15 protein-coding genes are annotated in these 25,896 nt (G+C 45.2%); 3 read left to right on the plus strand and 12 right to left on the minus strand.

The window, feature by feature from the left end:
• Positions 1-207 precede the first annotated feature (207 nt).
• Positions 208-1,983, plus strand: a complete 1,776-nt coding sequence (locus AC07NA_RS14205) for an aminopeptidase P family protein (protein ID WP_494898207.1) — start codon at positions 208-210, stop codon at positions 1,981-1,983.
• Positions 1,984-2,018: 35 nt separating this feature from the next.
• Here the strand turns inward: AC07NA_RS14205 and AC07NA_RS14210 are convergent, their stop codons facing one another.
• The 7 genes from AC07NA_RS14210 to AC07NA_RS14240 all read right to left on the minus strand — a co-directional run bounded on the left by AC07NA_RS14210 (position 2,019) and on the right by AC07NA_RS14240 (position 11,299).
• Positions 2,019-3,458: an APC family permease gene (locus AC07NA_RS14210; protein WP_494898208.1), complete on the minus strand. Its 1,440-nt coding sequence runs from the start codon at positions 3,456-3,458 to the stop codon at positions 2,019-2,021.
• A gap of 25 nt (positions 3,459-3,483) precedes the next feature.
• Positions 3,484-5,274, minus strand: a complete 1,791-nt coding sequence (locus tag AC07NA_RS14215; protein ID WP_494898209.1) for a DUF885 family protein — start codon at positions 5,272-5,274, stop codon at positions 3,484-3,486.
• A gap of 110 nt (positions 5,275-5,384) precedes the next feature.
• Positions 5,385-6,287 (minus strand): AraC family transcriptional regulator, encoded by a 903-nt coding sequence (locus tag AC07NA_RS14220; RefSeq protein WP_345211177.1) that lies wholly within the window; start codon positions 6,285-6,287, stop codon positions 5,385-5,387.
• A gap of 201 nt (positions 6,288-6,488) precedes the next feature.
• Positions 6,489-7,733 carry an NAD(P)/FAD-dependent oxidoreductase gene (locus AC07NA_RS14225; protein WP_494898210.1) on the minus strand — a complete coding sequence of 415 codons (1,245 nt, stop codon included), beginning with the start codon at positions 7,731-7,733 and terminating at the stop codon, positions 6,489-6,491.
• A gap of 32 nt (positions 7,734-7,765) precedes the next feature.
• A complete protein-coding gene (locus AC07NA_RS14230) occupies positions 7,766-8,770 on the minus strand; it encodes a 4-hydroxyproline epimerase (protein ID WP_494898211.1) in 1,005 nt (334 codons plus the stop codon).
• On the minus strand, positions 8,771-10,351 hold the full coding sequence (locus AC07NA_RS14235) for an aldehyde dehydrogenase (NADP(+)) (RefSeq protein ID WP_494898212.1): 1,581 nt from the start codon (positions 10,349-10,351) through the stop codon (positions 8,771-8,773).
• Between the two features lie 9 nt (positions 10,352-10,360).
• A complete protein-coding gene (locus tag AC07NA_RS14240; RefSeq protein ID WP_345211181.1) occupies positions 10,361-11,299 on the minus strand; it encodes a dihydrodipicolinate synthase family protein in 939 nt (312 codons plus the stop codon).
• Between the two features lie 413 nt (positions 11,300-11,712).
• Here AC07NA_RS14240 and AC07NA_RS14245 point away from each other — a divergent pair, with 413 nt between their 5' ends.
• Together AC07NA_RS14245 and AC07NA_RS14250 are read left to right on the plus strand one after the other, a co-directional pair.
• Entirely contained in the window at positions 11,713-14,085 is a 2,373-nt protein-coding gene (locus AC07NA_RS14245; RefSeq protein ID WP_494898213.1) for a beta-L-arabinofuranosidase domain-containing protein, read from the plus strand.
• A gap of 19 nt (positions 14,086-14,104) precedes the next feature.
• Positions 14,105-16,507, plus strand: coding sequence for a glycoside hydrolase family 127 protein (locus AC07NA_RS14250; protein ID WP_494898214.1), 2,403 nt, complete (start codon positions 14,105-14,107; stop codon positions 16,505-16,507).
• A gap of 92 nt (positions 16,508-16,599) precedes the next feature.
• On the opposite strand, the gene AC07NA_RS14255 is transcribed toward AC07NA_RS14250, so the two are convergent.
• The 5 genes from AC07NA_RS14255 to AC07NA_RS14275 all read right to left on the minus strand — a co-directional run bounded on the left by AC07NA_RS14255 (position 16,600) and on the right by AC07NA_RS14275 (position 25,402).
• Positions 16,600-18,174, minus strand: a complete 1,575-nt coding sequence (locus tag AC07NA_RS14255) for a glycoside hydrolase (RefSeq protein ID WP_494898215.1) — start codon at positions 18,172-18,174, stop codon at positions 16,600-16,602.
• 711 nt (positions 18,175-18,885) lie between these two features.
• Positions 18,886-19,875: a hypothetical protein gene (locus AC07NA_RS14260; RefSeq protein ID WP_494898216.1), complete on the minus strand. Its 990-nt coding sequence runs from the start codon at positions 19,873-19,875 to the stop codon at positions 18,886-18,888.
• A gap of 13 nt (positions 19,876-19,888) precedes the next feature.
• Positions 19,889-20,581 carry a hypothetical protein gene (locus AC07NA_RS14265; protein WP_494898217.1) on the minus strand — a complete coding sequence of 231 codons (693 nt, stop codon included), beginning with the start codon at positions 20,579-20,581 and terminating at the stop codon, positions 19,889-19,891.
• Positions 20,582-20,644: 63 nt separating this feature from the next.
• A complete protein-coding gene (locus AC07NA_RS14270) occupies positions 20,645-22,252 on the minus strand; it encodes a RagB/SusD family nutrient uptake outer membrane protein (RefSeq protein ID WP_494898218.1) in 1,608 nt (535 codons plus the stop codon).
• A 12-nt stretch (positions 22,253-22,264) separates the two neighbouring features.
• Positions 22,265-25,402 carry a SusC/RagA family TonB-linked outer membrane protein gene (locus AC07NA_RS14275; RefSeq protein WP_494898219.1) on the minus strand — a complete coding sequence of 1,046 codons (3,138 nt, stop codon included), beginning with the start codon at positions 25,400-25,402 and terminating at the stop codon, positions 22,265-22,267.
• Between the last annotated feature and the right edge of the window lie 494 nt (positions 25,403-25,896).

The following is a 25,896-nucleotide window of genomic DNA, read 5'->3' on the forward strand; positions in this document are numbered from 1 at the left end:
TAATGAGCAAACCCGCTTGCCCTTAAAGCGTAAGCTATGTTTCAAAAGTATTGCAAAACTGTAAAGCTTTATACTTGCATTTTAGTTAATTCAGGCCACATTTTAACCTTAGTATCATAAAATCAAATTACTGGCACTTTATGGTAATATGGGTTAGTTTATATAGCAGGTATTACAATACTTTTGCACTATCAATGTTTTTATATCATGACTTATAAAGAAAAACTTGCCGCTATACGTTCGCTGATGAAAGAGAACGGGGTTAGCGCTTATATCATCGCTTCTGCCGATCCGCACATTAGCGAGTATGTGCCCGACAGGTATAAATGTCTTCACTTTGCTTCGGGCTTTACAGGCTCGGCCGGTACGCTGGTGATCACCGAAAGCTTTGCCGGTTTATGGACCGATTTCAGGTATTTTGTACAGGCAAATGAGCAACTGGAAAATACCGGTTTTGAACTGGTTAAACTAAAAGTACAACACGCCCCCGAATATATTGACTGGCTGCACGAAACCCTTAATGAGGGTGATACCGTAGCGTTCGATTTTCAACTGATGCCTATCCTATCGGGCGAATTGCTGGAGGGCAAACTGGCCACCAAAAGCATCGGCCTTAAGAATATAGACCTGCTGAACCCGGTATGGGAAAACCGCCCTGCCTTACCTGCCGACGCCGCGTTTTTGATAGACGAGCAGTTCACCGGGCAATCGGTACAGGATAAACTGGCCGCTGTTAGAGATTCGCTTAAAAAGCAAGGGGCTGCTTATCATCTTGTTTCATCGTTAGATGATATGGCCTGGCTATTCAATATTCGTGGTAACGATGTAAGCTATAACCCTGTGGTGCTAAGCTTCGCTTTGATCAATGCCGATACAGCTACCCTGTATATCGACAATAGTAAGACAACCGAGGCCGACAAACAAAAGCTACAGCAAAGCGGTGTAGCAATAAAACCTTACGAAGCCATAGCGGAAGATTTACAGCAGTTACCGGCAGATACCAGCATCTTTATCGACCCTAAACGCAACTGTTTCGGCTTTTTAAAATTGTTACCTGTGGGTGTTAAGGTAATTAAAGACATTAATCCATCTACTCATTTTAAAGCGGTTAAAAACAACGTTGAAGTAGCAAACATCCGCCAGGCGATGGTAAAAGATGGTGTAGCCATTACCCGATTTTTTAAATGGGCCGAAGAAAACATTGGCAACATCAGTATAACTGAACTTAGCGCGGCCGAAAAGCTGAAAGGCTTCCGTGCAGAGCAAGATGGTTTTGCCGGGGTGAGTTTTAACACCATTGGCGGTTACAAGGCCCACGGCGCACTACCTCATTACGCTGCTACGCCGGAGAGCGACAGTGAGATACTGCCTGAAGGCGTGTTCCTGGTAGATTCGGGCGGACAGTATTTTTATGGCACTACCGATATTACCCGCATGATGCCATTGGGCAACAATACCGATGAGGAAAGCACCGACTACACATTAGTGCTGAAAGCGATGATAGAAGGCTCGGGCACGCTGTTCCCGAAAGGGACTTGCGGTTATCAGATAGATGCGATATGCCGTAAACCGATGTGGGATTATGCCCGCAATTATGGCCACGGTACCGGGCACGGAATAGGTTTTTACCTGAACGTGCACGAAGGTCCGCAGGTATTTAACGCCACGGCTACCCCTATCCCGGTTGAGCTGGGGATGATCACCTCTATCGAACCCGGAATATACCGCCCGGGCAAGCACGGCATCCGCATAGAGAACCTTGTTTTAACTATTGAGAACAGCGTTAACGAATTTGGCGAGTTCTACGCTTTTGAAACGCTTACGCTGGCGCATATTGATACGCGGCTCATTAAAAAAGAACTGCTGGAACAATACCACATCAACTGGCTTAACCAGTACCACCAAAGCGTTTACGACAGGCTTAGTCCGCAACTGAACGAAGAGGAAAAGCAATGGCTTAAAGAAAAGACCAAAGCGATATAAAATAGAAAAGGCCCTTCAAATGAGGGCCTTTTCTGTTATTCGCTCAATGCCGCTTCGGGCACTGGTTGGGGTTTCTTTTTATCTTTACCCATAATGAGGTAATAAACCGGGATGCCACAAAGGGTGATGATCAGTCCCGGCCAGGTGTAGTTAGGCTTGTAATAGATAAGCAATAAGCAAAACGACAGCCCCATAATAATGTAAATTATTGGTAAAACGGGGTAGCCGAAAGCCTTGTAAGGTCGCTCTACATCGGGCATTTTTTTGCGGAGGATGAAGATACCGCCAATGGTGAGCATGTAAAATACCACTACCACAAAGGAGATCATATCCAGCAGATCGCCGTACCGTCCGCTCAAACTCCAAAGACAGGCAAAGAGACACTGTACCCACAAAGAAAATCCCGGAACGGAATTTTTGTTGAGCTCGCCTGCTTTTTTGATGAACAGGCCATCCTTAGCCATAGAGTAATACACCCTTGCCCCTGCCATTATTAGGCCATTATTACAGCCAAAGGTGGATACCATAATTAAAAGGGCAATGATAACGGTACCGGTGCTTCCCCAAATTTGTTGTGAGGCGGTAACCGCTACCCTGTCCTTATCAGATATCGCTATTTCATGTAACGACAGTACGCCGGTATACATAATGTTGGTGACTACGTAAATTACGGTTACAATGATGGTACCCAGCGCCAGGCTTAAACCGATATTGCGTTTCGGATTTTTGATCTCTCCGGCAATAAAGGTTACGTTATGCCATGAGTCGCTGCTGAAAATGGAACCCACCATTGCCGACGCTATGGCGCCTAAAGCCGCTATAGTAGTGTATGATGCTACAGAACCATCTTTATTAAGCTTATGCAGGTTCCATATATCCGTCCAGTTGCTGTTCCATATACTCGTTTTTAGGGCGAATAACCCAAATACGATCAAACCTAAAATACTTAACAGCTTAGCCATGGTAAGTATAGTTTGCACAAATTTACCGCTGTTTACGCCGCGGGTATTGATATAGGTAAGAAACACGATAACCAAAATAGATAACAGCTGTGCCGGCGATATGTGCATAAAACCCAGATCAACTGCTACCAGATCTTCACTTACCTGCGGTATCAAGTACGCCGTAAACTTGGCAAAGGCCACCCCTACCGCGGCTATGGTAGCGGTTTGTATCACGGTGAAAAAGCTCCAGCCGTATAAAAAACCAACCAGCGGATTATAGGCTTGCTTAAGGTACACATATTGCCCGCCCGCTTTGGGGAACATACTGCTAAGCTCGCCATAGCTTAGGGCGGCCGTAAGCGTCATGAAACCGGTAAGGAGCCATACCATAATGAGCCAGCCCGCGCTGCCTACGTTACGGGTAATATCGGCGCTTACAATAAATATGCCCGAGCCTATCATACTGCCTGCAACCAGCATGGTGGCATCAACCAGGCGCAACGAGGGCTTAAATTGGGTATTGTTATCCATAAAGTATCGGTGCTTATTTTAGGGGTTATTTAAAATCGTAGAACTTCCATTTCGTAGTAAAATCGCGGTCGAGCTTTTGGTTGGTCATGGTGGCTCTGAGCAATTCTACCGGTATCAGGTTTTCTTTAATAACGGTATCATGAAACTGCTTAAACGTCATTTTACCGCTGTCAACCAGTTCTTTTTTCAGGCTGAAGAGTTGCAGGCCGCCCACCAGATAAGCCACCTGGTAAAGCGGACTATAGCCGCCTACAAATGAACGGCGCACTTCACCTTCGGCATTAGCCCTTTCGTGGCCCACACGGTCAACCAAAAAGTCGATACATTGCTGCGGGGTCCATTGGCCTAAATGGTAGTTAAGCGAGAAGATGATCCGTGCGCAACGGTGCATCCGCCAAAACAACATGCCTATTCGTTCTTCAGGCGATTTGGCAAAGCCTTTTTCATATAACAGCAACTCCCAGTATAACGACCAGCCTTCGGTAGCGAAAGGCGTAGAAAAATCTTCGCGATACGGCTTGTAGCGGCTGTTCATAAAGTATTGCAGGTTGTGGCCCGGTATCAGTTCGTGCTGTACGGTTCCCCTTGAAAAATAAGGATTGTTGCCGCGCATGCTCATCAGCTTATCTTCCTGGCTCATGGTGTTGGTGGGGTACGATATACTGATCTCTTTACCACCGGTAAAGAACGGGTTCACCAATTGCCTTTCAGGCGACATCATAACCATGCCCCAGGTTTCTTCGGCCAGCGGCGGTATGGTGATCATGTCGCGCTCTTTGATAAACGAAAGCGCGTCGTTATATAGTTTCACAATCAGCTCCGGCTGTTTGCCAACTTCTACATAGCTGTTCTTTACTTTTTCGAGAGCCTTTTTCCAATCGTTACCGAAGCCCATTTCGTTTGATGCTTTCAGCATTTCTTTATCGCACCAGGCAAATTCTTTATTGGCGAGGGCTATAAGTTCTTCAGGGGTATAAGGAATCAGTTCGGCTTTCAGTTCCTGTATCAGCTGGTCGCGGCCAATAGGTACGCCCTTTATCCCGCTGCTATCGGGCTTTTGCGTGGTATTTACTTTTCCTTTGCCAATCAGCATCCTGCTGTATTGATCGAGGCTGCTCTCTAATGTTTTGTACGGCGCGTTTACCCACCAGGTAAATTGCGGATCGTAACCCAAATAAAAGGTACAGGTACTCCTTAAACGGGCACGCAAACCCATCACGGCCGATTGCGCTATCCTTGCCAAAGGCATATCTATCGACGCGAGCTTTTTAACCGTTATCGAATCCGTTTTGAGTTGTTTAATCACATCGGCCAGTTGTAGAGCTACCTTTTGGGCATCCATACTGCCACCCCGGCGACGAGTCATTTCCAGCTCGTAAATAGGTTGGGCGAACGAGATATAGCTTTTTATGCTGTTGTACTTTTCTTCTTCCTTACTTAAATCAAGCAGTTCAAAATTGATCTTCTTTTTAAGTAAGATGTAATCAACCTTACCATAAATGCTCATGGCATCAAAATCGGCTGCGGCTAACTGTTTAAGGTAATCGTTATTAAGTTCAACCAGGCGCTTGCGCTGCTGGGGCGAATTAAGTACGCGTTGCCTGTATTGATATTCCGACCGATCATTAGTAGTATAAGGCGAATAAAAATCCTGTATGGCGTTCACATCCCGGTTGTACTGGGTAATCTTGCCTGTCATTTCGCTGGCCTGCTCATAAATGGCGGTCATATTTGCCGCGTTTTGCGCGGATACTACCGGGCTGTAAGCCAACAGCAGTAAAATAAAAATACCCTTATACAGCCTGTTACGCCGCATAAAAATTGTAAATAAAGAATAGAGGTTGTTCATAAGTAAAAACAAAAGGGTTGCCGTCCGGTGCTTGTCCGGCTAATAAAATTGAAATAGAAATTAATTAATAAATGCTGTTAGCTGGCTACCCTTGTAAGGTTGCTTACGCTGTTATTATAGCTATCGAGGTACTCGCGCGGTGAGCTGCCTATTACAAACTTAAACACGCGGTTAAAGTTGTTGATACTCTTGAAGCCGCAGCTATAGGCCACGGTTGAAATGCTTTCAAACTTATGCTCGGTAAGTTTTTTACAAGCCTCGTTAATGCGCATTTCGTTAAGGAACGATATAAAGGTGTGCCCGGTGTGCTTTTTAAAATAACGGCAAAACGATTCGGGTGTCATGTAGGCGGCTTTGGCCACATCTTCCAGCGTTATTGATTCGCTGTAGTTTTGCATTATAAAGTTGTAAATATTACCTATCCTGATCCCCTCATTTTCGGTAATGCCGGGCAAACTGCCGAAAGCTGATAAAGGATCGAGCTTAACATTCATAGTTTGCAGGTTCTTCAGCAGGCTGAAGAAAGCGATCAGCTGATCACAACCCTTGGCCTTTTTCACCGAATACATTACCTGCGATATTTTGTACGAATGATCTGCCGGTACCTTAAACCCTTGCTGGTGCTGCTGAATAAATATCTTGAAGGCTTTCATTTCGGGCAGCTCAAACATGGATGCCAGCAAACCATCGGGGTTAAAGAAAATAGTGATCGCTTTTACCCGCAGGGTGCTATCAGGCTGGTAATACTCCTGGTTACTTTTAAACAGGTGCGGCAGGTTGGCACCCAGTAAAAAGATATCGCCGGGAGCGAAAGCGTGCATGTTGTTGCCGGCTATTAAAGTTCCCTCACCCTCCTGAATCCAGGTGATCTGTGCCTCCTGGTGACGATGCAGGTAAGGGTAATGATGCGGCAGATTAACCTGCTCTGCAATAACACTTTTATCGTGTGCTACGGGGATTGTAAACTGCAGTACTTTCATGTGGTGGTAATTTTAATATGTGTTCAATTTACAATTATTTAACTTAAAATACCAACACTTAATGCTAATTAGGGTAAAATATGGATAGTATTTGCTAATATTTGATGTTATTTCGCTAAAACAAAATCAAAATAGCTACAAAACACAGCGGGCTGCCAAAATTTTGTTTGGCAGCCCGCTTATTTGCAATACAATTATTAGCTAAAACCTGTCAGGAGCGAAAGAATCGACAGAAATGGACAGTTTCGCCTCGCTGATGAGCTCGCTTACGAGCTTGCCCGTGGCAGGGCCAAGTCCTAAACCCATCATACCATGCCCTGTTGCTACCACTAAATTACCGTACTTTTTGTTACGGCCGATATATGGTAAGCCATCCGGCGATGAAGGCCTGAAACCAAACCAAATGTCTTTTCCAGCAGGTAAGGCAGGTTGCAGATCGGGCAGGTATTTCGGTATGGCTTCCACAATACCTTTAACCCGGTTCATATTAATACGATCGTTCATTTTACCCAATTCCATAGTGCCGCCGTAGCGGATGCTGCCATTCATCGGGGTTATGGCTACACGGGCTTCGCACAGCAAAGCCGGGATACTCATGCGCTGCTGCGGTTCGGCTACCATAAAAGAATAACCTTTGCCCGGCATCAGCGGTACATTAAGGTTAACCAGCTTAGCGATAGCCGGCGACCATGAACCACCTGCTATCACGTATTCATCGGCCACCCATTGTTTAGGCCCGGTAAATACGCTCTTAATTTTATTGGCCGATACTTCCATATTAGTTACCTGGTGATTGCGCATAATTTTAACACCCGCGTTTTCGAGATAAGTAACCAGGTCGGCTATCAGTTTATTAGGATACAGGTGCGCATCGCAACGGTAATGCACCGCGCCCAATACATCCAGTTTTAAATCGGGTTGTAACTGACGGCATTCTTCGGGATTCAGTACCGCCATGTCCAGACCCAACTCACGTCCTTTTTCGGCTAAATGCGCTTCTTCTTCGGCTCCCTTTTCTGTTTTATAAAACATCAGGATGCCTTTTTCTTTCAGGCCGAAATCAAACCCGGGCTCTTTAGCCAGATCTTCGTACAAGGTTTTACTCAATAACGACAGGTCACGCAGTGGCTCGGCAGAACGCTCTACATGGCCGGCATTGGCATTTTTGATGAATTTTAATCCCCATGAAATGAGTTCGGGATTGAGTGACGGCTTTACGTAGAACGGACTTTTACTGTTAAACATCCACCTGATGCCCTGCTGCAACATGCCCGGCGCGGCAAGCGGAATAAAATGGCTTGGCACTATCATGCCCGCGTTGCCGAAAGAGCAATTGTCGGTAAGATCGCCTTTTTCCAGTATGGTAACCTGGTGACCGGCCTTGGTTAAATAATATGCAGAGCTAAGGCCTATAATACCCCCGCCAATAATCAATACATTAGCCATAAACGCTTATTTCGATATGTTTTGTTCTTAAATTATATTACCTGGAAACCGTAAGCGTAAGGATCATCTTCCGGATCAATTTTGATGGTATTGTAACCATATACCTTTGCCCAGCCTTCAACACTTGGTACAATGGCGTCAAAATTTTCCAGCTTTACCACCTCCTCTACCTTACCGGTAAATTTACTGCCGATGATGCTTTCGTGGATGAAAGGCTCGCCTTGTTTGAGCTTGCCTTTGGCATGCCATTGCGCCATACGTGCCGATGTACCGGTACCGCATGGTGAACGGTCAATCGCTTTATCACCATAAAATACGGCATTACGGGCGGTTGCATCTTCAGATAAGGTAGCGCCCGTCCATAATACATGCGTACAGGTATTAATGGTAGGATTTTGCGGGTGCACAAAAGTGTATTTTTCGTTGATCCGCTTGCGGATCACCTGGCTCCAGGCGATGAGTTGCGAAGCGGTATAGTTTTCCAGTCCCGGAAAGTTAGGCTGCGGGTCAACAATGGCGTAGTAATTACCACCGTATGATACATCAAAGGTAAGCATACCCAGATCCGGGCATTCTACCTCCAAATTTACGGCAGCGAGGTAAGATGGCACGTTAACCAGCTTTACCGAGGTTACCTTTTTGCCTTCCTGCTTGTACTCTATCAGTACCAAACCGGCAGGTGCTTCCATACGCACTACGCCCGATACTTTAGGTTGGATCAATCCTTCCTCAATGGCTATAGTGATAGTACCGATAGTACCATGGCCGCACATTGGCAGGCAACCGCTGGTTTCAATAAACAATACGGCCACATCATTCTCCGGATCATGAGGCGGGTACAATATACTGCCCGACATCATATCGTGACCGCGTGGCTCGTACATCAGGCCTTTGCGGATCCAATCGTATTCTTTTAAAAAATGCTGGCGTTTCTCGCTCATATTGGCCCCCTTCAGGTTGGGGCCGCCACCTGCCACCAGGCGAACCGGGTTACCGCAGGTATGCGCGTCTATACAAAAAAAAGTTTTACTGCTCATTTAGTCTTTTGTCCATTTATTATCAACCTTGCGCCAAATATTCAGAGGGTTACCGTTTTTCAGCTCGTCGGGCAACAGAGCGTTATCCCAATCTTGCCAGGCAAAAGGCCTTACAAAACGGTAAACCGCGGTAGCGCCAACAGAAGTAAAACGGCTATCATTAGTAGCCGGGAACGGCCCGCCATGCTGCATTGCCGCGCACACTTCAACACCGGTAGGTACACCATTTAAAATGATGCGCCCGGTTATATTTTGCAATGCCGATAAAAGTTCAGCGTAGCCGGCCAGTTCGTTATCGGCAGCCATCAGGGTTACCGTAAGCTGTCCTTCCAGTGCCTTTACCACGGCTAAACGCTCGGCTTCATCATCGGCTACAACCAATAAGGAATATGGCCCGAAGATTTCTTCCTGAAATTTGGGGTTGCTTAAGAATGTTGCCGCGCTTACCTCTACCACTTTAGCGACAGATTGGTTGATCAGTTCGGCGTTCGCCACCTTTGATTCGGCCAGCACGGTAATACCGTTTTCGGCCAGTATGTTTTTTGACAGGTTATGATAGTTTTCGCAGATACCTTTGGTAAGCATGGTTGCCGATGGCACCTGCTCTATAGCGTTCACCAAAGCGGTTTTAAACACATCCAGCGAAGCTGATTTAACCGCGATCAATAAACCCGGATTGGTGCAAAACTGCCCCGCCCCTAAAGTGATAGACCCGGCATATTTAGCGGCTATACTTTCGGCGCTATTTTCTAAAGCACCCGGCAATAACAATACAGGGTTAATGCTGCCCATTTCGGCAAATACCGGGATAGGTTCTTTGCGTTCCTGAGCCAGCTTCACCAATGCCATGCCACCCTTGTATGATCCGGTAAATGTTACCGCTTTAGTTTCTGGATGTTTTACCAGCTGGCTGCCTACTTCATAAGCATCATCATACAACAGCGAAAAAACACCTTCGGGTATATCGCATTGTTTGGCTGCCTTAATAATAGCCTCACCTACCAACGCGCTGGTACCCGGGTGCGCCGAGTGCGCCTTTACCACTACCGGGCAACCCGATGCCAATGCTGAAGCAGTATCACCGCCCGCTACTGAAAATGCCAGCGGAAAATTGCTCGCCCCAAAAACAACTACCGGCCCAATCGGGATCAGCATTCTGCGGATGTCTGATCGTGGCAGGGGTTTCCTCTCAGGCAGGGCATTATCGATAATGGCTTCTACCCACGAGCCCTCTTCCAGCAAATCGGCAAACATCTTCAGCTGACCGGTTGTGCGGCCCAGTTCGCCCTGTAAACGTGCTAAAGGTAAGCCGCTCTCCTGTACCGCCCTGGCTACCAGCACTTCGGCAATGGCATTCAGCTCGTTAATTATGGCTGTTAAAAATGCCGCCTTTTTAAAGTTACCGGTATTTTTGTAAACGTTAAATGCGGCTGTTGCCGCATTTAACGCACTGTCAATATCCTGTTGGGTGGCCGTGCTGAACTCTCCTTCAAGTTTATTTCCGGTAGATGCCTCTACCCCTGTAAACTTTTTATCGCTGCCTTCAACATAGCTGCACGCTACAATATTTTTAGTATTCATTTAGTTAAGTTATGCTGTTACCTCACTTAGTTTACCCCAGCTGCCAACAGGCAATACCGGGCGAACAGCCAATGCATCATCAATTACTTTTAGTACCTGTACACGCTCCGCACCTTGCAGTGGCAAACGCGGCGCACGTACGGTTTCGGTACCAATACCGGTGGCTACTTCGGCCAGTTTAATGTATTGTACCAGTTTAGGGTGAATATCCAACTCCAAAACAGGTAAAAACCAGCGGTAAATAGCTAAAGCTTCATCAATACGACCTGCTTTTACCAAACGGTAAATAGCTACGGTTTCTTTAGGGAAGGCATCAACCAAACCGGCTACCCAACCATGCGCGCCCATTACAAGGCTTTCCATAGCTAAAGGATCAACACCTGTCATCAGTTTAAACCTGTCGCCAAAGCGGTTGATCATACGGGTAACGTTTGATATGTTACGGGTTGATTCTTTTACTGCCTGTATATTATCATAAGCGGTAAGCTCTTCAAACATATCAAGGGTAACCTCAATTTTATAATCAACCGGGTTATTATATATCATTATTGGCAAAGGTGTGCTTTTAGCGATAGCGCCAAAATAGGTAAGCGTTTCAACGGCATCAGCATTGTAACGCATTGGCGGCAATGCCATTAAACCATCGGCACCTAAATCAAGCGCTTTTTGAGCAACCGCTATAGCTGCTTTGGTAGTTTGCTCGGCAATGTTTAACAGCACGGGTACGCGGCCTTCAACAAATTCAACGGTGTGTGATAGCAGCGAAAATTTCTCATCGTCGCTTAAAACGCTGGCTTCACCAAGTGAGCCGCCTAATATTATACCATCAACACCGGCTTCTAACTGGGCATTTATATTTTTATCAAATGCGTCAAAATCCAGTTCATCGTTATCAGTAAACTTTGTTGTTACCGCAGGGAAAACACCTTTCCAGTCAAATTTTATCATTTCGTTATCGTTTTTTCAAAAGTAGCTTAACGTGAAAAATAATTTAACTTGAAAATTAACAGATGATAGCAATAATTTACCAAACATACTGCGGCGCGTTTAACAATATATGTATGGTATATATTATATAAAGACGACTGTTTTCACGGGTTAATTTTATTTAAAGCAATATATCAAAAATCATCAATATTATATTATAATTGTATATTGTACTATTATTAATTAAAAACCTGCATATAGCAAACTTACTCGTTTTAGCATATTTAAGCGCATTAACAATGGCTGTTAATTGATTGGCATTTATGCCCAAATGAGTTAAAATATGGTTAGCAATTGCCAAGAATGAGATAACATGGGTATGTTATTTAAGCTAATTTTACCCATGGTTCATTCAAATAATTACACAACTTAATATGTTGAAGAAAAACTTACTATTTGCTGCATGCCTTACGTTAATTAATACGTGTGTTTTTAACACTTTATATGCACAAAACTACGTCCCTGAGTTTAATGATGCCCGTTTAAAAGTTAAAGCTACCGTGCCTATAAAGGCCTATAGTTTTGATTTAAACCAGGTGCAATTGCTCGATGGCCCGTTTAAAACAGCCATGAAAGCCGACGAGGCATATTTACTTTCAATTAATACCGACAGACTGCTGTCAGGCTTCCGTTCGCACTCGGGTTTAAAGCCCAAAGGCAAGATGTATGAGGGCTGGGAATCAACCGGGTTGGCGGGCCATAGCTTAGGCCATTATTTATCGGCGATAGCTATGCATTATGCTTCAACCGGCGATGCCGAATTTTTAAAACGCGCCAATTATATAGTAGCCGAACTTGATGAATGCCAGAAGGCACGCAAAACGGGTTACATAGGTGCCATACCTAAAGAAGATACCATTTGGGCCGAAGTTGCCAAGGGCGATATACGCTCGCGCGGATTCGACTTGAACGGCGGCTGGTCGCCATGGTATACCGTACATAAGGTATTTGCAGGCTTGCTGGATGTTTACCTGTATTGCGGCAACAAACAAGCCCTTAAAGTAAGCGAAGGCCTTGCCGACTGGACAGGCGAAACCCTCAAAAACCTGAACGACGAGCAACTGGAGAAAATGCTTTTTTGCGAATATGGCGGTATGGCCGAAACCTTTGTGAACCTGTACGCTATTACGGGCAATAAGAAGTATCTCGATCTTTCGTACAAATTCTACGATAAACGCATACTCGATCCATTGGCCGAAAAACAGGATATACTCCCTGGAAAACACTCTAATACCCAGATACCTAAGATTATTGCCAGCGCCCGCAGGTACGAGCTTACCGGCAGTAAAAAAGATCAAACCATTGCCGATTTCTTTTGGGCTACCGTGGTTAACAATCATTCGTACGCCACAGGCGGCAACAGTAACTATGAGTACCTGAGCGAGCCACGTAAGCTGAACGACAAGCTTACCGAAAACACTACCGAAACCTGTAATACCTACAACATGCTGAAACTTACCCGCCACCTGTTCGCGGTTAATCCATCGGCAGGGTTGATGGACTATTACGAGAAAGCGCTTTACAACCACATATTGGCCTCGCAAAACCACGATGACGGCATGATGTGCTACTTTGTGCCTTTGCGCATGGGCGGTAAAAAAGAGTACAGCACGCCGTTCACCACCTTTACCTGCTGTGTGGGTTCGGGTATGGAGAACCATGTAAAATACAACGAGAGCATCTATTTCCGTGGCAGCGATGGCAGTGTTTATGTAAACCTGTTCATCCCATCGGTACTTAATTATAAGGATAAAGGCATCAGCATTAGACAGGAAACTACCCTGCCGCAAAGCGATAAGATAAGCCTTACCATCAGCGCTAAAAAAGCCACTAAACTGGCTATCCGCATACGTGAACCAAAATGGACCACCGGCGCGGTACTTAAGGTAAACGGCAAGGCTATACAAGTAAGTAAAGACAGCACCGGCTACCTTGTTGTAAACCGCACCTGGAAAAACAACGATGTAATTGAGTTTACCACTCCCGAAAATATTTACACCGAGGCGATGCCTGATAATGCTAACCGCCGCGCGCTGTTTTACGGCCCGGTATTGCTGGCCGGTGTATTGGGCGACGTTGAGCCCGATCCGCTGAAAGGTGTGCCTGTGTTTGTGACCAGCGAAACCGACCCTAACAAATGGCTGCAAATGGTTGATAAGAGCCAGCTGGATTTCCGTACGGCAAAAATAGCGCAACCTGCGGATGTTAAGTTGGTGCCCTTCAATCAAACCAAAAACGAATACTATTCGGTTTACTGGGATGTGTTTACCCCCGATGCCTGGGTGGTACAGCAAAAGGCCTATGACGAAGCCCGTAAACAAGCCCAGGAACTGGAAGTACGCACTACCGATATTTTACGTGTAGGCGAAATGCAGCCCGAACGCGACCATAATTTCGCGGGCGAAAAGCTGGGCACCGGTGAAGATCACCAGCGTAAATGGCGTTCGGCATGGGAAGGCGGTTACATCACCTTTGATATGAAAACCGACGATGTACAAAAGAACACACTGATTGGCACCTATTGGGGCATGGACAACCGCGGACGCATTTTTGATATACTGGTTGATAACGTGAAAGTAGCTACCGAGGATTTGAACAAGTATAAAGAGAGCCGTTTTTACGACATCTCTTACGAAATACCTGCCGAACTAACCAAAGGCAAAAAGAAAGTAACGATAAAATTAATGCCTAAGCAAGGCAACGGCGCGGGCCCTATATATGGTGTGCGCATGGTAAAAAGCAACTAACCAACATAACGATAAGTTTATGATCAATAAATTAAAAACGGCATGTATTGCCACGGTGGCCTTATCGGCAATGGCCGGCCACGCGTTGGCGCAATACAAAGATTATCCCATTCAGCCCGTTTCGTTTACGCATGTACACGTGCACGATAAATTTTGGGAGCCTAAAATGGAGGTAAACGCTAATGTTACCATCCCCTACACCTTGCAGCAATGTAAACTGAATGGCCGGGTTGATAACTTTTTAAGGGCAGCAGGGCAATTAAGCGGCGATAAGCTGAGCGAGTTCCCGTTTGATGATACCGATATTTACAAGGTTATAGAGGGCGCATCGTATGCCATGCAGGTTAAAAAGAACCCTAAGCTTGACCTCTATATCGATTCGCTGATCACCATTATTGGTGCCGCGCAGGAGAAGGATGGCTACCTGTACACTTTCCGTACCGTTAAGGCAGCCAAACCCCACGACTGGATTGGCAGCAAAAGATGGGAGAAAGAAGAAGTATTAAGCCATGAGCTGTACAATTCGGGCCACCTGTTTGAAGCCGCTGTAGCGCATTACCAAGCTACTGGTAAAAAAACACTGCTCAACATCGCCATAAAAAATGCCGACCTGTTGGTGCGCGATTTCGGGCCGGGTAAGGTTGAAGAATATCCGGGTCACCAAATTGTGGAGATCGGTCTTTCGAAAATGTACCGGGTAACAGGCAACAAAAAATATCTCGACCTGGCTAAATTTTTTCTGGATATACGCGGACCTAAAGGCGAGACCTATAACCAGGCAGACAAACGTGTGGTTGATCAGCATATCGCTGTAGGGCATGCCGTACGTGCCGCCTATATGTATACCGGCATGGCCGATATTGCCGCGCTTACCGGCGACGTGAAGTACCTGAACGCCATTGATGATATTTGGGGTGATGTGGTGGACAAGAAGCTTTACATTACAGGCGGTATTGGCGCTACCGGAGCCGGTGAGGCTTTTGGCGATGCCTACCAGTTACCAAACATGTCGGCCTATGCCGAAACCTGTGCCGCTATTGGTAACGTGTACTGGAACAACCGCATGTTCTTACTACATGGCGATTCAAAATATATTGACATATTGGAAAGGACTTTATACAACGGCCTGCTTTCGGGTGTATCCCTTTCGGGCGACCGTTTCTTTTATCCTAATCCGCTGGCATCTATGTTTCAGCACCAACGCAGCGCGTGGTTTAGCTGCGCCTGCTGTATCTCCAACATGACCCGCTTTTTACCATCGGTACCAGGTTATGTGTACGCGCAAAACAAAAACGACCTGTACGTAAACCTGTTTATGACCAGCACCAGTAACATCAAACTTACTTCGGGCAACGTTAACATTGAGCAAACTACCGATTACCCGTGGAACGGCAAGATAGACCTGACCGTTACCCCGGCTAAAGCAGGCAATTTTACGCTAAGGGTACGTATACCGGGCTGGGCTAAACAAGAGCCTGTACCCGGCGATCTGTACTCATTCAACAGCAGTGCCAAGCTACCGGTTACGTTAATGATCAACGGAAAAACTACCACCTTTACTACCGAGAAAGGCTACGCTGTATTAAACAGAATCTGGAAAAAAGGCGACAAGGTTACGCTTTTATTGCCTATGGAAGTGCAGAAAGTATTGGCGAACAGCAATGTTAAAGACGACCGCGACCGCTTCGCTTTTGAAAAAGGCCCTATCGTATATTGCCTTGAAGGCCCGGACAACAAGGATAGCCTGGTACAAAACATTATGGTAAGCAAAAACGCCGAAGTTAAAACAGCTTACAACCCTAATCTGTTAAACGGTGTTGATGTAATTACCGTGAGCGGTGTAAGCACAAAACGCCAGTTAAATTCCGATTCGCTGATAAAAACCGAGCAAGAAGTTACCGCTATACCTTATTATGCCTGGGCAAACCGTGGCCCAAGCGAAATGACCGTTTGGATCCCTTACGAAAGCAGCGCTGTTAAACCTAAGCCTGCCCCTACTATTGCCAGCATGAGCACAGTATCGTCGTCGTTAAAAAATAAGCGCATGTACAGCGCCATTAAAGACCAGTACGAGCCTGCCGACTCAAAAGACACCAACTATCCGTACCTGCACTGGTGGCCTAAAAAGAACACCACCGAATTTGTACAGTACGATTTTGATACCGAGCACACCATATCATCATCAAGTGTTTATTGGTTTGATGACGGACCGTGGGGAGGTTGCAGAATACCGGCATCGTACAAGTTGCTTTACAAAAAAGGCGATCAATGGGTTGAGGTAAAAACCACCACGCCGTACCAAAACGAGAAAGACAAAATGAATACAGTGAGCTTTGAACCTGTAAAAACCACCGCCATTAAAATGGAGATACAATTACCGGTTGATAACGCCACGGGCATACACGAGTGGGTAATTAAATAGCACCCTGCTATCACACCCGCATAAAACGCAAAAAAGCGGAAGAGTAAATTCTTCCGCTTTTTTGTTGTTTATATTTTCAGCTTGATGATGCCCTACTCAAATACAATGGTTGTTATTGAACGTGGCTTAAGCGTTACAGCCATATTGGCTTTTTCAGCCGCCGATGCTTTCAGGTTATCGTCGCTCGCTGCCGATGTTACGTAGGTGCGGTAACTTTTAAAGGCTTTGAAGTTACTTAGTTGCGGTTTTATTTCGCGCGGGGCATTGGTATAGTTTATGGCTACGATCACCAGTTTGTTGTTGCCGGTGTAGGCTGATACCATTACATCCTGCGCGGCTTTTACCAAATCGATGCCGTCATTCCGCTGCGTGTTCAAACGCTGCATGCCCGGCCTTACAAAACGGCTGAAGTTACCCATTGCCCACAGGTTTTTGGTAACGGTAAATTCGCCATTCTTATAATCCTTTTCGGGGTGTAGGGCGATAAGATAGTAGCGGGTATCTTTTTCGGCACTGCCGGGTTCGTAGCTGTTCCATAAGTGCCATGCAGAGGCATTAGCAACGGTAATATCATGGTGAATTATTTTTGCCAGAAACAAGGCGCAATCAATAGCACTCCTGCTGGCTTTTGTGCCCTCCCTAAAGCCATCGGCCAGCATAGAGTATTCCGACTGCCAAAAATCTACCTTGTATTTACGGGCGGTATCGGCCAGGTTTTTACGTACGGCAACTATCGCGCTATCGCCCGAATCGGTAAAGTAACTGTGCCCTGCAATAACCTTTGGTACGCTCTTTAAGTTATTAAGGCTGTATTTACTCCCGTTGCCAAAAAAGGCCTGTATCTGGCTTGATGATGCCGATTTACCTGAATACAGGTAGGTGAGCATCCCGGCTTCGGTAGTAAGTATTTGCGTATGCAGCTTATTTTTTGCAAGCGATGCATCCAAAGCCGATACTACACGGTGAATATCTTCATTTGCCCATGGGCTACCCTCCTGGCTGGCTTGCCCCGGCTTGTTCGACCAATCCCACTGCGGTTCGTTCACCGGGCTTATGTAACTAAAATGCAGTCCTTCTTTATCGAAGTGCTTTATCACCGTCGCCAAAAATTCGGCGTAATCATTATACTTGTCAGGCTTTAAATTGGCTTTGTAATCTTTTTCCGTTTTAAAACCACGGTTGTTTTGGGTGAACTGTACAGGCGGTGTATTTGAAAAAGCGATAAGTTCTTTAACCCCATAGCTTTTTGCTTTTCGTAGAAACCACTGGTAACCGGCCTGCTTGTTCCAATCATAAGTACCATCAGGTGCCAGGAAAGATTCTACCCTTTTACGAAAATCGACAATGCCGCTACTGTCGCCTTGCTCGGCAGTACCGCCGCCAATATTGAACCGCCATGCAGAAAGACCAATCCCCTGCGGGTTACCGCTTTTATCAACCTCACTGCTGAATAACAGCTCGGCTATCTTTTCCTTTTTTTCAGAAGGCCAGTATTTACCGATCCCTTCGGAAAACCAGCAACCCGAAGCGCCTATATTCTGAATGGTTTGCGCTTTGTTTTTAGCGTCTATCTGCAAAATTAATGTTGGCGTATTTTGTGCCCGGGTATTGCCCGTTAAAGCAAACAAAGCAACGCCCGAAAGCAGTACTGATGTTAGTGTTTTCATTATGTTTTAAAAGTAGGTAAATAGCAGTAACATGGTAAGTGTTGTTTACAAATAGTATAAAGTAATCGTCATTGTTGCGAGTTGCAAAGCAATCTATTTTATCGTGTTTTAACTCGTTTTCTATCACCGTCGTTGTTGCGAGAATTTTAATCCTTCCTGTCCTTTGAAGGCTAAATGACGATGGCTCACACCCACTCTCCACTGTCATGCTGAGGAACGAAGCATCTATCGCTGATAAGCATAGCGAAGAAGATTTAGGCTTGTGCTGTAATCTACGTTAGTCTGCTCTTGGGCGCAGGGCCCCATTACTTTTGAGGGCAAAAGTAACAAAACCCTTGTCCAGCAAAAGGCTTCTTTGCCGCACATGGCCTCTGCCCCGCAAACCGTGCAGAACTTGGGGCTGGAACTTTTGCCCCAACGCTCATTTCCTCCCCACGTGCAACAAGTTCCTATGCCCGCCTTTGCGCTCCTACCCACCACAGTTCTGCCCGCTTTCGCCCGAAGCTGTTTGCTGACGGAATGGAAGACTTACGAAGTTTTAAAAACTTCGTAAGTCTTTAATCTTGAAGCGTGTCATTACAGCAAGAAGCAATACCGTAACTGTTCATGTTCGCCCTGTAACTTACAGGCTTTTGAAACTTACAACACAACAAAACCGCGGTAGCATCACTACCGCGGTTTGTTAGTTTAATTAGGGGTATTATTAACTTATTATTGTGGCAGGCGTGTTACGTCGGTAAGTTTTACTTCAACTACGTAAGTACCTTCCATTAACACCCTGAAACCAAATACCGGGTTTACGTTATTGTTGGGCACACCATCAATAGACGCGAAACGTTTAGGTATCCGATAGTAGATCAGGTATCCCCAATCGGTAGTTGGAGTTATGTACTTTACCAGCGGGAACGGCGCCACTTCGTAATCGCACAGCAAAGCCGAATCTGTTGCCAGTACCGGGTTAAATTTGGCATGCGACTCAAATGTTGGCCTGTCGCCGCGTTTTATTACCTCGCCGTTGGCCGGGTTAAAGGCAACACCATTTTTGTCGGTAATTTTCAAGATAACCCTTGCACCATCGTTTGATATTTTGGTACAGGTAAGGCGCGGCGGCTTAATGGTGGTAAACACCTCAGCGTCGCTTGAGCCGGTAGCTGCCTGGTAGGTGATCTGGAATACGTCCTCAATGCTTGGCTCTATTACGTTGATCCGCGCAAATGAAGGATAGGTTTTGGTACCAAATGAGTTAGTGGCCTTTAAATCGAACACATACACACCCAGGGGCAAATAGGCCGATGCCCTATTAAAAGCCAGCTGCCCGCTTATAGGGTTGAACTCCATAGGTGCACGTAAAACGGTTTCCCGTTTGGCATTCAACAACGCCACGGTGGTGTCGGTAGCTGCATTAAAGGTCATGCCATTTTTAAACGTTGTTATTTCATACTTTTTATAGAATTCCTCGGGTACCGGGGCGCCGGTAAGCACATCCCTGAAGTTGATCATCTCAAATTCGAACGGTGGCGTTGAGCCATCGGCATTAATGCGGTCTGAAAGGGTTAGGGTCATCCCCCGCTTAGCGTAAATATCATTATCCTTGTAACGAATGGTATCGCTTAAAAAGCCCTTATCTATTTTTTTACAAGCAATGGCCCCCATAATTACCAGGGCAAGCGCTGATGCTATTTTTATTGATCTGATTTTCATTTTAATTGCGGGTTTAATTACCTAATGATTCACCGTTAAAAAATAATCGCTGGTTGTCTGACAGTACGTGCAGTATCCCTGTGGTAGTGATAATACCGGAGGTTTGGCAATCGTAATTGATATCTTTTTGATTTTGCGGGATGCTTGCCTGGTCGGCCTCTTTATCATCACGTGTACCTATTACTTTGGTAAAGTTCACATAGTCCACGTAATCAACATAGCCGCTATAATCTAACGTGCGGCGCAACCTTATCATAAACTTCACGTTAGGTATAGCGCCCAGCATTGAGTCGTACAGTGTGCCTTCAGTAGTCATTTGCGCACGGTTTATAGCGCCCTTATACATGTAGATCTTTAAAGAATCGCGCAGCTCGGCAGCATTCAGGTCCTTGATACCGAAGTTGATGTTCTCATCGCCTACTTCAATAATTTTCAATTGCTTTTTGGCTTTCACATAATCAACTATACCATAGTTGGTGGTAGCGAAAAAGGTGATGTTACCATTTATTTCATCTTTCATACCGGCCTTATCAATTATGCGTACCAGTGAATCAAATTGCGGGCGCGATTTCAGGAAGTCGTACGTAGTCATATTAACATGCGCGTTGGCTTTGCCCCCATCGTTTATATAGTCGTTCTTTTTACACGCGGTAAGGGCAAGCAAACCCATTATGGCGCATAGTATGTATCTGTTTATATTTTTCATTTTATCCATTGTAATAAATCAATATCAATTGCTAACTAATCATTTCGCTCTCGGGCCGGGGCACTATATTTTGCCCAACCAGTAAGAGGTTTGTTTCAAGAGGTTATTATCACTGAATAATGATGGATATACCGGCCAGTAAAAGCCTTCCTGTGCAAACCTGGTTGATGATAGCCAGGGCACAAAGGTTTCGTACTTACGGGTACGCAGCAAATCGTAAAATATATGTCCTTCCAGGTACATCTCCTTGCCACGTTCAAGTATATACTCGTCCATCACCTGGTCTTTTGTAAGATCACTCGCTAACTGTGCATCAGGCGAGGCGCCGTATCTTTTCCTGAATGAATTAATAATGTCAATTGCTTTGCCTGTATTACCCTGGTATAGGGCTACCTCGGCTTGCAGCAACTTCATATCACTTAGCCTGAAGATGATCATGTTGTTACTCACATAAGCATCCTGTAACTGCCCTGCATTACGGTAAACCACGTTATGGTATTTGATGCAGGTAGGACGATCAGTACCGCGGTAATCAAAGTTTTTACGATACCTTACATCAAGCGAATCGATCGTCTTTACAGATACTTCCGTCCAAACCCATTGCGAGCCTGTCCATACCCATTGCCAATCCTTGGTTAGTTTATAAAAATGATCGTTTAAATAACCTGTGTTAACATAGTTTCTGGAGTTATCGCTGTTATAGGCTATATAATTACTGCGTAAAAACATATTGGCGATGCTCCAGCTTGAACCTTCTTTAGTGTTCTCGCTCATGTTCAGCTCAAATATGCCCTCGTTACTGCGGCCCACAAAAGTGTCGTAATATTTGCTGGTATCGGTTAAGGTATAACCACCTTTGGCAATAACCGCTGTAAGTGTAGTATCAGCGCTTGCAACATCGGCAGCAATAGGTGTGTTTGAACGTACATCAGTCATGGTCGCCCTCCACAGGTACAGGTGGGCTAATAAGGCGTATACTGATCCTTTATTAGCTGTAATGTGAGCCTCTGAAGTATTGGTGTATCCCCAATCAAGCATACCGATGGCATCGTGGCAATCTTTTTCAATTTGCTTCATTACATCAGCTTTCGGGCTGCGCGGTAAATGCGGCGCGCTGATCGGGTCTTCATAAGCCTCGGTAACCAATGGCACATCGCCCCAAACACGTGTCATCATAAAGTACGACAACGCGCGTATAAACAATGCCTGGCCCATAATTTTGCGCTTAAATTGCGCCGGGTTGGTTACATCGGTCAGCTTATCTTCGGGTACGCCGGGCACTTTGCTCAGTACAATATTCGACATCGCGATGGTTTTGTAATATGATGTCCAGTTGGCGAGCGAGTTAAGGTTATAAATAAAGGTATAATCGCCATTCTGGATATTTTCGAGCCCGTCTCCCACATACTGCATGGTGAAATAACTCTTGGCTACCGCGTCGCCATACATGTAATACCGCGGACTTGGGTTATAAGTACCGCTATTAGCCGCGGCACGCAGTAAGGCGTAGTTACCGGCTATGGCACTGTTTAAATCTCTTGAGCTTTGCCAAAAAACCTCAGAGTAAGTTGAATTTTGTGGTGTTTGTTCAAGTAGTTTCTTGCACGAACTTGTTAGCACGGCAATAACCATTGCACACATTAAACTGCCTATCAGATATTTATTTTTCATGCTTCCCGTTTTTTAAAAATTAACTTCAAGTCCAACTGTGTATTTCTTAGGAATAGGATATCCTGCTCCGTTATACTCGCCATAAGGGTTTACCGCTTCGGCATCAGGCAAATATTGCGACTGCTGGAACATAGCCACGTTATCGGCCACGCCAAACACTCTTACCCTGCCCAGGCCCAGTTTTTTAGTTACGGTTGACGGCAGATCGTAAGACAGGTTGATACTCTTGATACGGAAGTAACCGCCTTTTTCTAAGAAGAAAGTTTGCGCGCTGGTGTAGTAGTAACGGTAGTTACCAATATCTACCTTAGCGTACTCAGCCACATCGCCGGGGCGCCTCCAGATATTGATCTTGCTGAAATCGGGCGTTGAATAAGCCGCGAAATTTGAAGGCGAACCGCTCGATGAGTTCGACATCAGATCTGACCGGAAAATATTCAGCACATCACGATCGAAAGTGAAGGTACAGAACACACCCACCGTGAAATTTTTCCAGGTAAAGTTGTTGGTAAAACCACCTGTCCATTTAGGGTTAGGGTCGCCAATTGGCAATTTATCGGGGTTGATACCATCATTGAACGGATCGATAAGGTAATCACCATCCATATCGGCCAGTTGAAAATCACCTGCCCTGTAAGCATTGCCACCTGCCGACATTCTGTCGCCGGTATAAGGATTTACAGGCACATCGGCGTCAGTTTTATATACACCTAATGTTTTATACAGATAGAAGGTATTGATAGGGCTACCCACGCTTAATATGTGCGATTTATCAAACCTGTCGCCGCTCAAAACCAAATCGCGGCCGCCGTTTGGCAGGTTCATGATAGTGTTTTTATTGTACGATACGTTTAATCTTGAAAACCATTTGATAACGCTTGTTTTAGGCAGCGGATTAGCGGTGATAGACAGATCCACACCCGCGTTACGTACGCCAATTGAGTTGGTAAGGGCATTATCGTAACCTGTGGTAACCGGCAGCCTTACGCTGAACAATTGCATGGAGCTTTCTTTGTTATAAAAATCGAGCGCCATTGAGTACCTGCCGTTATCGATCTCCACATCGGTACCTACGTTCCACTGGGTTGAACGCTCCCAGGTAAGGCCTGCCTGCGCAACACCGTTAACAAAGTTAGGGGTAACCGCAGTAACACCGCCGTATGATGATGAACCGTTACTACCTGCGTAATCGCCGGCGTTAACATTATACAGGTTATATTGCAGGTAGTTAGTACCCGGTAAGCTACCTGTGGCACCAATACTACCTCTTAATTTAAGCAAGGTAAATGGCGAGCCACCATCCTTCATAAAGTTCTCTTCAGAAATGATCCAGGCTACTGATGCCGATGGGAAGAAACCCCATTTGCTGTTTTTACCAAACCTTGATGAACCATCTGTACGGGTACTTACCGATAACAGGTATTTGCTATCATAATCATAAGCTGCCCTGCCATAGTATGACAGCAAACCGCTGGCCTGGTAATCAGAATAACCAAAAATATTACTTTGCAGGAAACCCTGTACTACCGTAATTTGATCTGACGCGCCGTTGGTACCCGATGCTGTGGTATAGCGGAATTGATCGTACTGGATATCCTGACCACCTATTAAGCTGATGTTATGTTTACCGAACGAATTTGAGTAAGTAAAGTAGTTTGAGGTAAGCGCGGTTATGCCGTTATCAGCATAAGAGTAAGAATAGTTACCCGTGTTGTTTCTTAAAAGGCTCGACTGGCTTTGATCCCTTCGTGCAGAGTTATTAAGAAACGACGATTGCGATGTAAATTTGAAGTTCTTGGTAATATCATAACCGATATTCAGGTTGAAAGTAAACTGGTTACTCACGTTTTGATCGGAATTGGCATTGTAGGCCCCTAAATAAAAATCTTTTTTAGTTTGCGACAATTCAAATAACGACGAAGGCATATTACCTGCCCCTAAAGATATAGGCGAAGCATTATCACCGTTACCCCTCGCCCGCTCTGAGCGCGAATAACCAACAATTGGATTAATGGTTAACCTTTCTTTTAAAGCTTTGGTAAGCAGATTAAGGCGCATGGTATAACGCTTAAATCCTGTAGCCTTAATAATACCTTCTTCATCATAATAACCCGAACTGAAACGGTAAGTGGTACCACCGGTACCACCGCCTGATAAGCTTAGGTCAATATCTTTTATCTTACCGGTTTGGTAAAACATGTCCTGCCAGTTAGTATTACCGTTAAAGGCAGGGTTCAAGCTATCAGTAAGCATATAAGGCAGGTTCTTTTGCGAGGCGTAGTCAAGCTGCGCCCTCAAAATGTCCATTTTTTGGCTACGCTCTGCCGAACCGAGCGTAACGTCTCTCAGCTTAGGTTTTTGCGTAATACCTGTGTAACCGCTTATCATTACCTTAGGCTCGGTATTCAATCCTTTTTTGGTAGTGATCAAAATAACGCCGTTTGCAGCGCGCGAACCATAAATAGCCGCCGCCGATGCATCTTTCAACACGTCGACAGATTCGATATCGTTAGGGTTGATACCTGCCAGGTAGTTGTTACCTGTACCAGTGCCGGGGCCTACATAACTTTCGGTAGGTTGCGGTACACCATCTACCACATACAGCGGCGAGTTAACTACGCTGAACTCGTTATAGCTTGAATTTACTGTTGAGTTACCACGTACCGATACGGTAGGCGTAGCGCCCGGCATACCCGAAAAGTTTTGCACGTTTACACCTGACAAGCGGCCTTGCAATAACTGATCGAAACTGGATGCAGGCAGGTTGGCAATCTCTTTGGCCGATATACTGGATATAGCCGCGGTAGTTTTTTTACGGGTTACCTTTTGATAACCAATTACCACCACATCGTTCAGCGTGGTTTGGCTTTCTTCCATCACCACGTTTATGGTGGTTTTACCGTTTAGTTTTATCTCCTGTTTAATGTAACCTATATAGGTTATTATTAAGGTGGCATCAGCCGGAGCCTCTATGGAGAATTTACCGTTATTATCTGTTTGCCCGCCTTTACCTCCCTTTACAACAATGCTTACAGATGGCAGTGTGTTCCCTTTATCGTCTTTAACAACGCCCGTTATTTTTGTTTGGGCAAACACGTTTTGCATTAGCAACAGGCAAATGAAAACCGTTAGAAAGTATTTTTCTTTCATCAGAATGATATATAATATTTATAGACCGGATATAAGCACTACTCACCGGGCCACGCGGAGATCGGTAGGCCTTATGTTTATGTGAGCAGCTTATTTAAATAACTATCATTTATAGCTCAGTGCAGCCGTGCTGCTGTTTTGATGTATATTTGCCTGGCTGAGAACAGGCGCCTTTTTATAAAGCCAATACACCATTATTATAAGCTACAGCAGTAAATGCTCTGATTTGAAAAAGGTTCCGAAAATTGAAATAGTAAAATTAATGAACATACCAATGGGGTTTTAAAGTGTTAAATAGTAATTACTTATAAAAGTATCCCTTTGGCCTATGGGCGTTATCACCTATTTTACCCTATAGTCACCACTTTTTAACATATTGATAAAATATGCCCGAAATGGTTAATAATTATCGAATAAAAATCAACAAATCGTGTAAAACCTGTCAAATATCATAAGTTAACGGTCAGCATTTTATTGATTTAGCAGCCAAATGA

This window comes from Mucilaginibacter sp. GW821-FHT07G05, assembly GCF_059418565.1.

What these genes read in the sequence shown, in the direction of transcription:
- AC07NA_RS14205 (WP_494898207.1), top strand. Translation starts at nt 208, where the DNA reads ATGACTTATAAAGAAAAACTTGCCGCTATACGTTCGCTGATGAAAGAG.
- AC07NA_RS14210 (WP_494898208.1), bottom strand. Translation starts at nt 3,458, where the DNA reads ATGGATAACAATACCCAATTTAAGCCCTCGTTGCGCCTGGTTGATGCC.
- AC07NA_RS14215 (WP_494898209.1), bottom strand. Translation starts at nt 5,274, where the DNA reads ATGCGGCGTAACAGGCTGTATAAGGGTATTTTTATTTTACTGCTGTTG.
- AC07NA_RS14220 (WP_345211177.1), bottom strand. Translation starts at nt 6,287, where the DNA reads ATGAAAGTACTGCAGTTTACAATCCCCGTAGCACACGATAAAAGTGTT.
- AC07NA_RS14225 (WP_494898210.1), bottom strand. Translation starts at nt 7,733, where the DNA reads ATGGCTAATGTATTGATTATTGGCGGGGGTATTATAGGCCTTAGCTCT.
- AC07NA_RS14230 (WP_494898211.1), bottom strand. Translation starts at nt 8,770, where the DNA reads ATGAGCAGTAAAACTTTTTTTTGTATAGACGCGCATACCTGCGGTAAC.
- AC07NA_RS14235 (WP_494898212.1), bottom strand. Translation starts at nt 10,351, where the DNA reads ATGAATACTAAAAATATTGTAGCGTGCAGCTATGTTGAAGGCAGCGAT.
- AC07NA_RS14240 (WP_345211181.1), bottom strand. Translation starts at nt 11,299, where the DNA reads ATGATAAAATTTGACTGGAAAGGTGTTTTCCCTGCGGTAACAACAAAG.
- AC07NA_RS14245 (WP_494898213.1), top strand. Translation starts at nt 11,713, where the DNA reads ATGTTGAAGAAAAACTTACTATTTGCTGCATGCCTTACGTTAATTAAT.
- AC07NA_RS14250 (WP_494898214.1), top strand. Translation starts at nt 14,105, where the DNA reads ATGATCAATAAATTAAAAACGGCATGTATTGCCACGGTGGCCTTATCG.
- AC07NA_RS14255 (WP_494898215.1), bottom strand. Translation starts at nt 18,174, where the DNA reads ATGAAAACACTAACATCAGTACTGCTTTCGGGCGTTGCTTTGTTTGCT.
- AC07NA_RS14260 (WP_494898216.1), bottom strand. Translation starts at nt 19,875, where the DNA reads ATGAAAATCAGATCAATAAAAATAGCATCAGCGCTTGCCCTGGTAATT.
- AC07NA_RS14265 (WP_494898217.1), bottom strand. Translation starts at nt 20,581, where the DNA reads ATGAAAAATATAAACAGATACATACTATGCGCCATAATGGGTTTGCTT.
- AC07NA_RS14270 (WP_494898218.1), bottom strand. Translation starts at nt 22,252, where the DNA reads ATGAAAAATAAATATCTGATAGGCAGTTTAATGTGTGCAATGGTTATT.
- AC07NA_RS14275 (WP_494898219.1), bottom strand. Translation starts at nt 25,402, where the DNA reads ATGAAAGAAAAATACTTTCTAACGGTTTTCATTTGCCTGTTGCTAATG.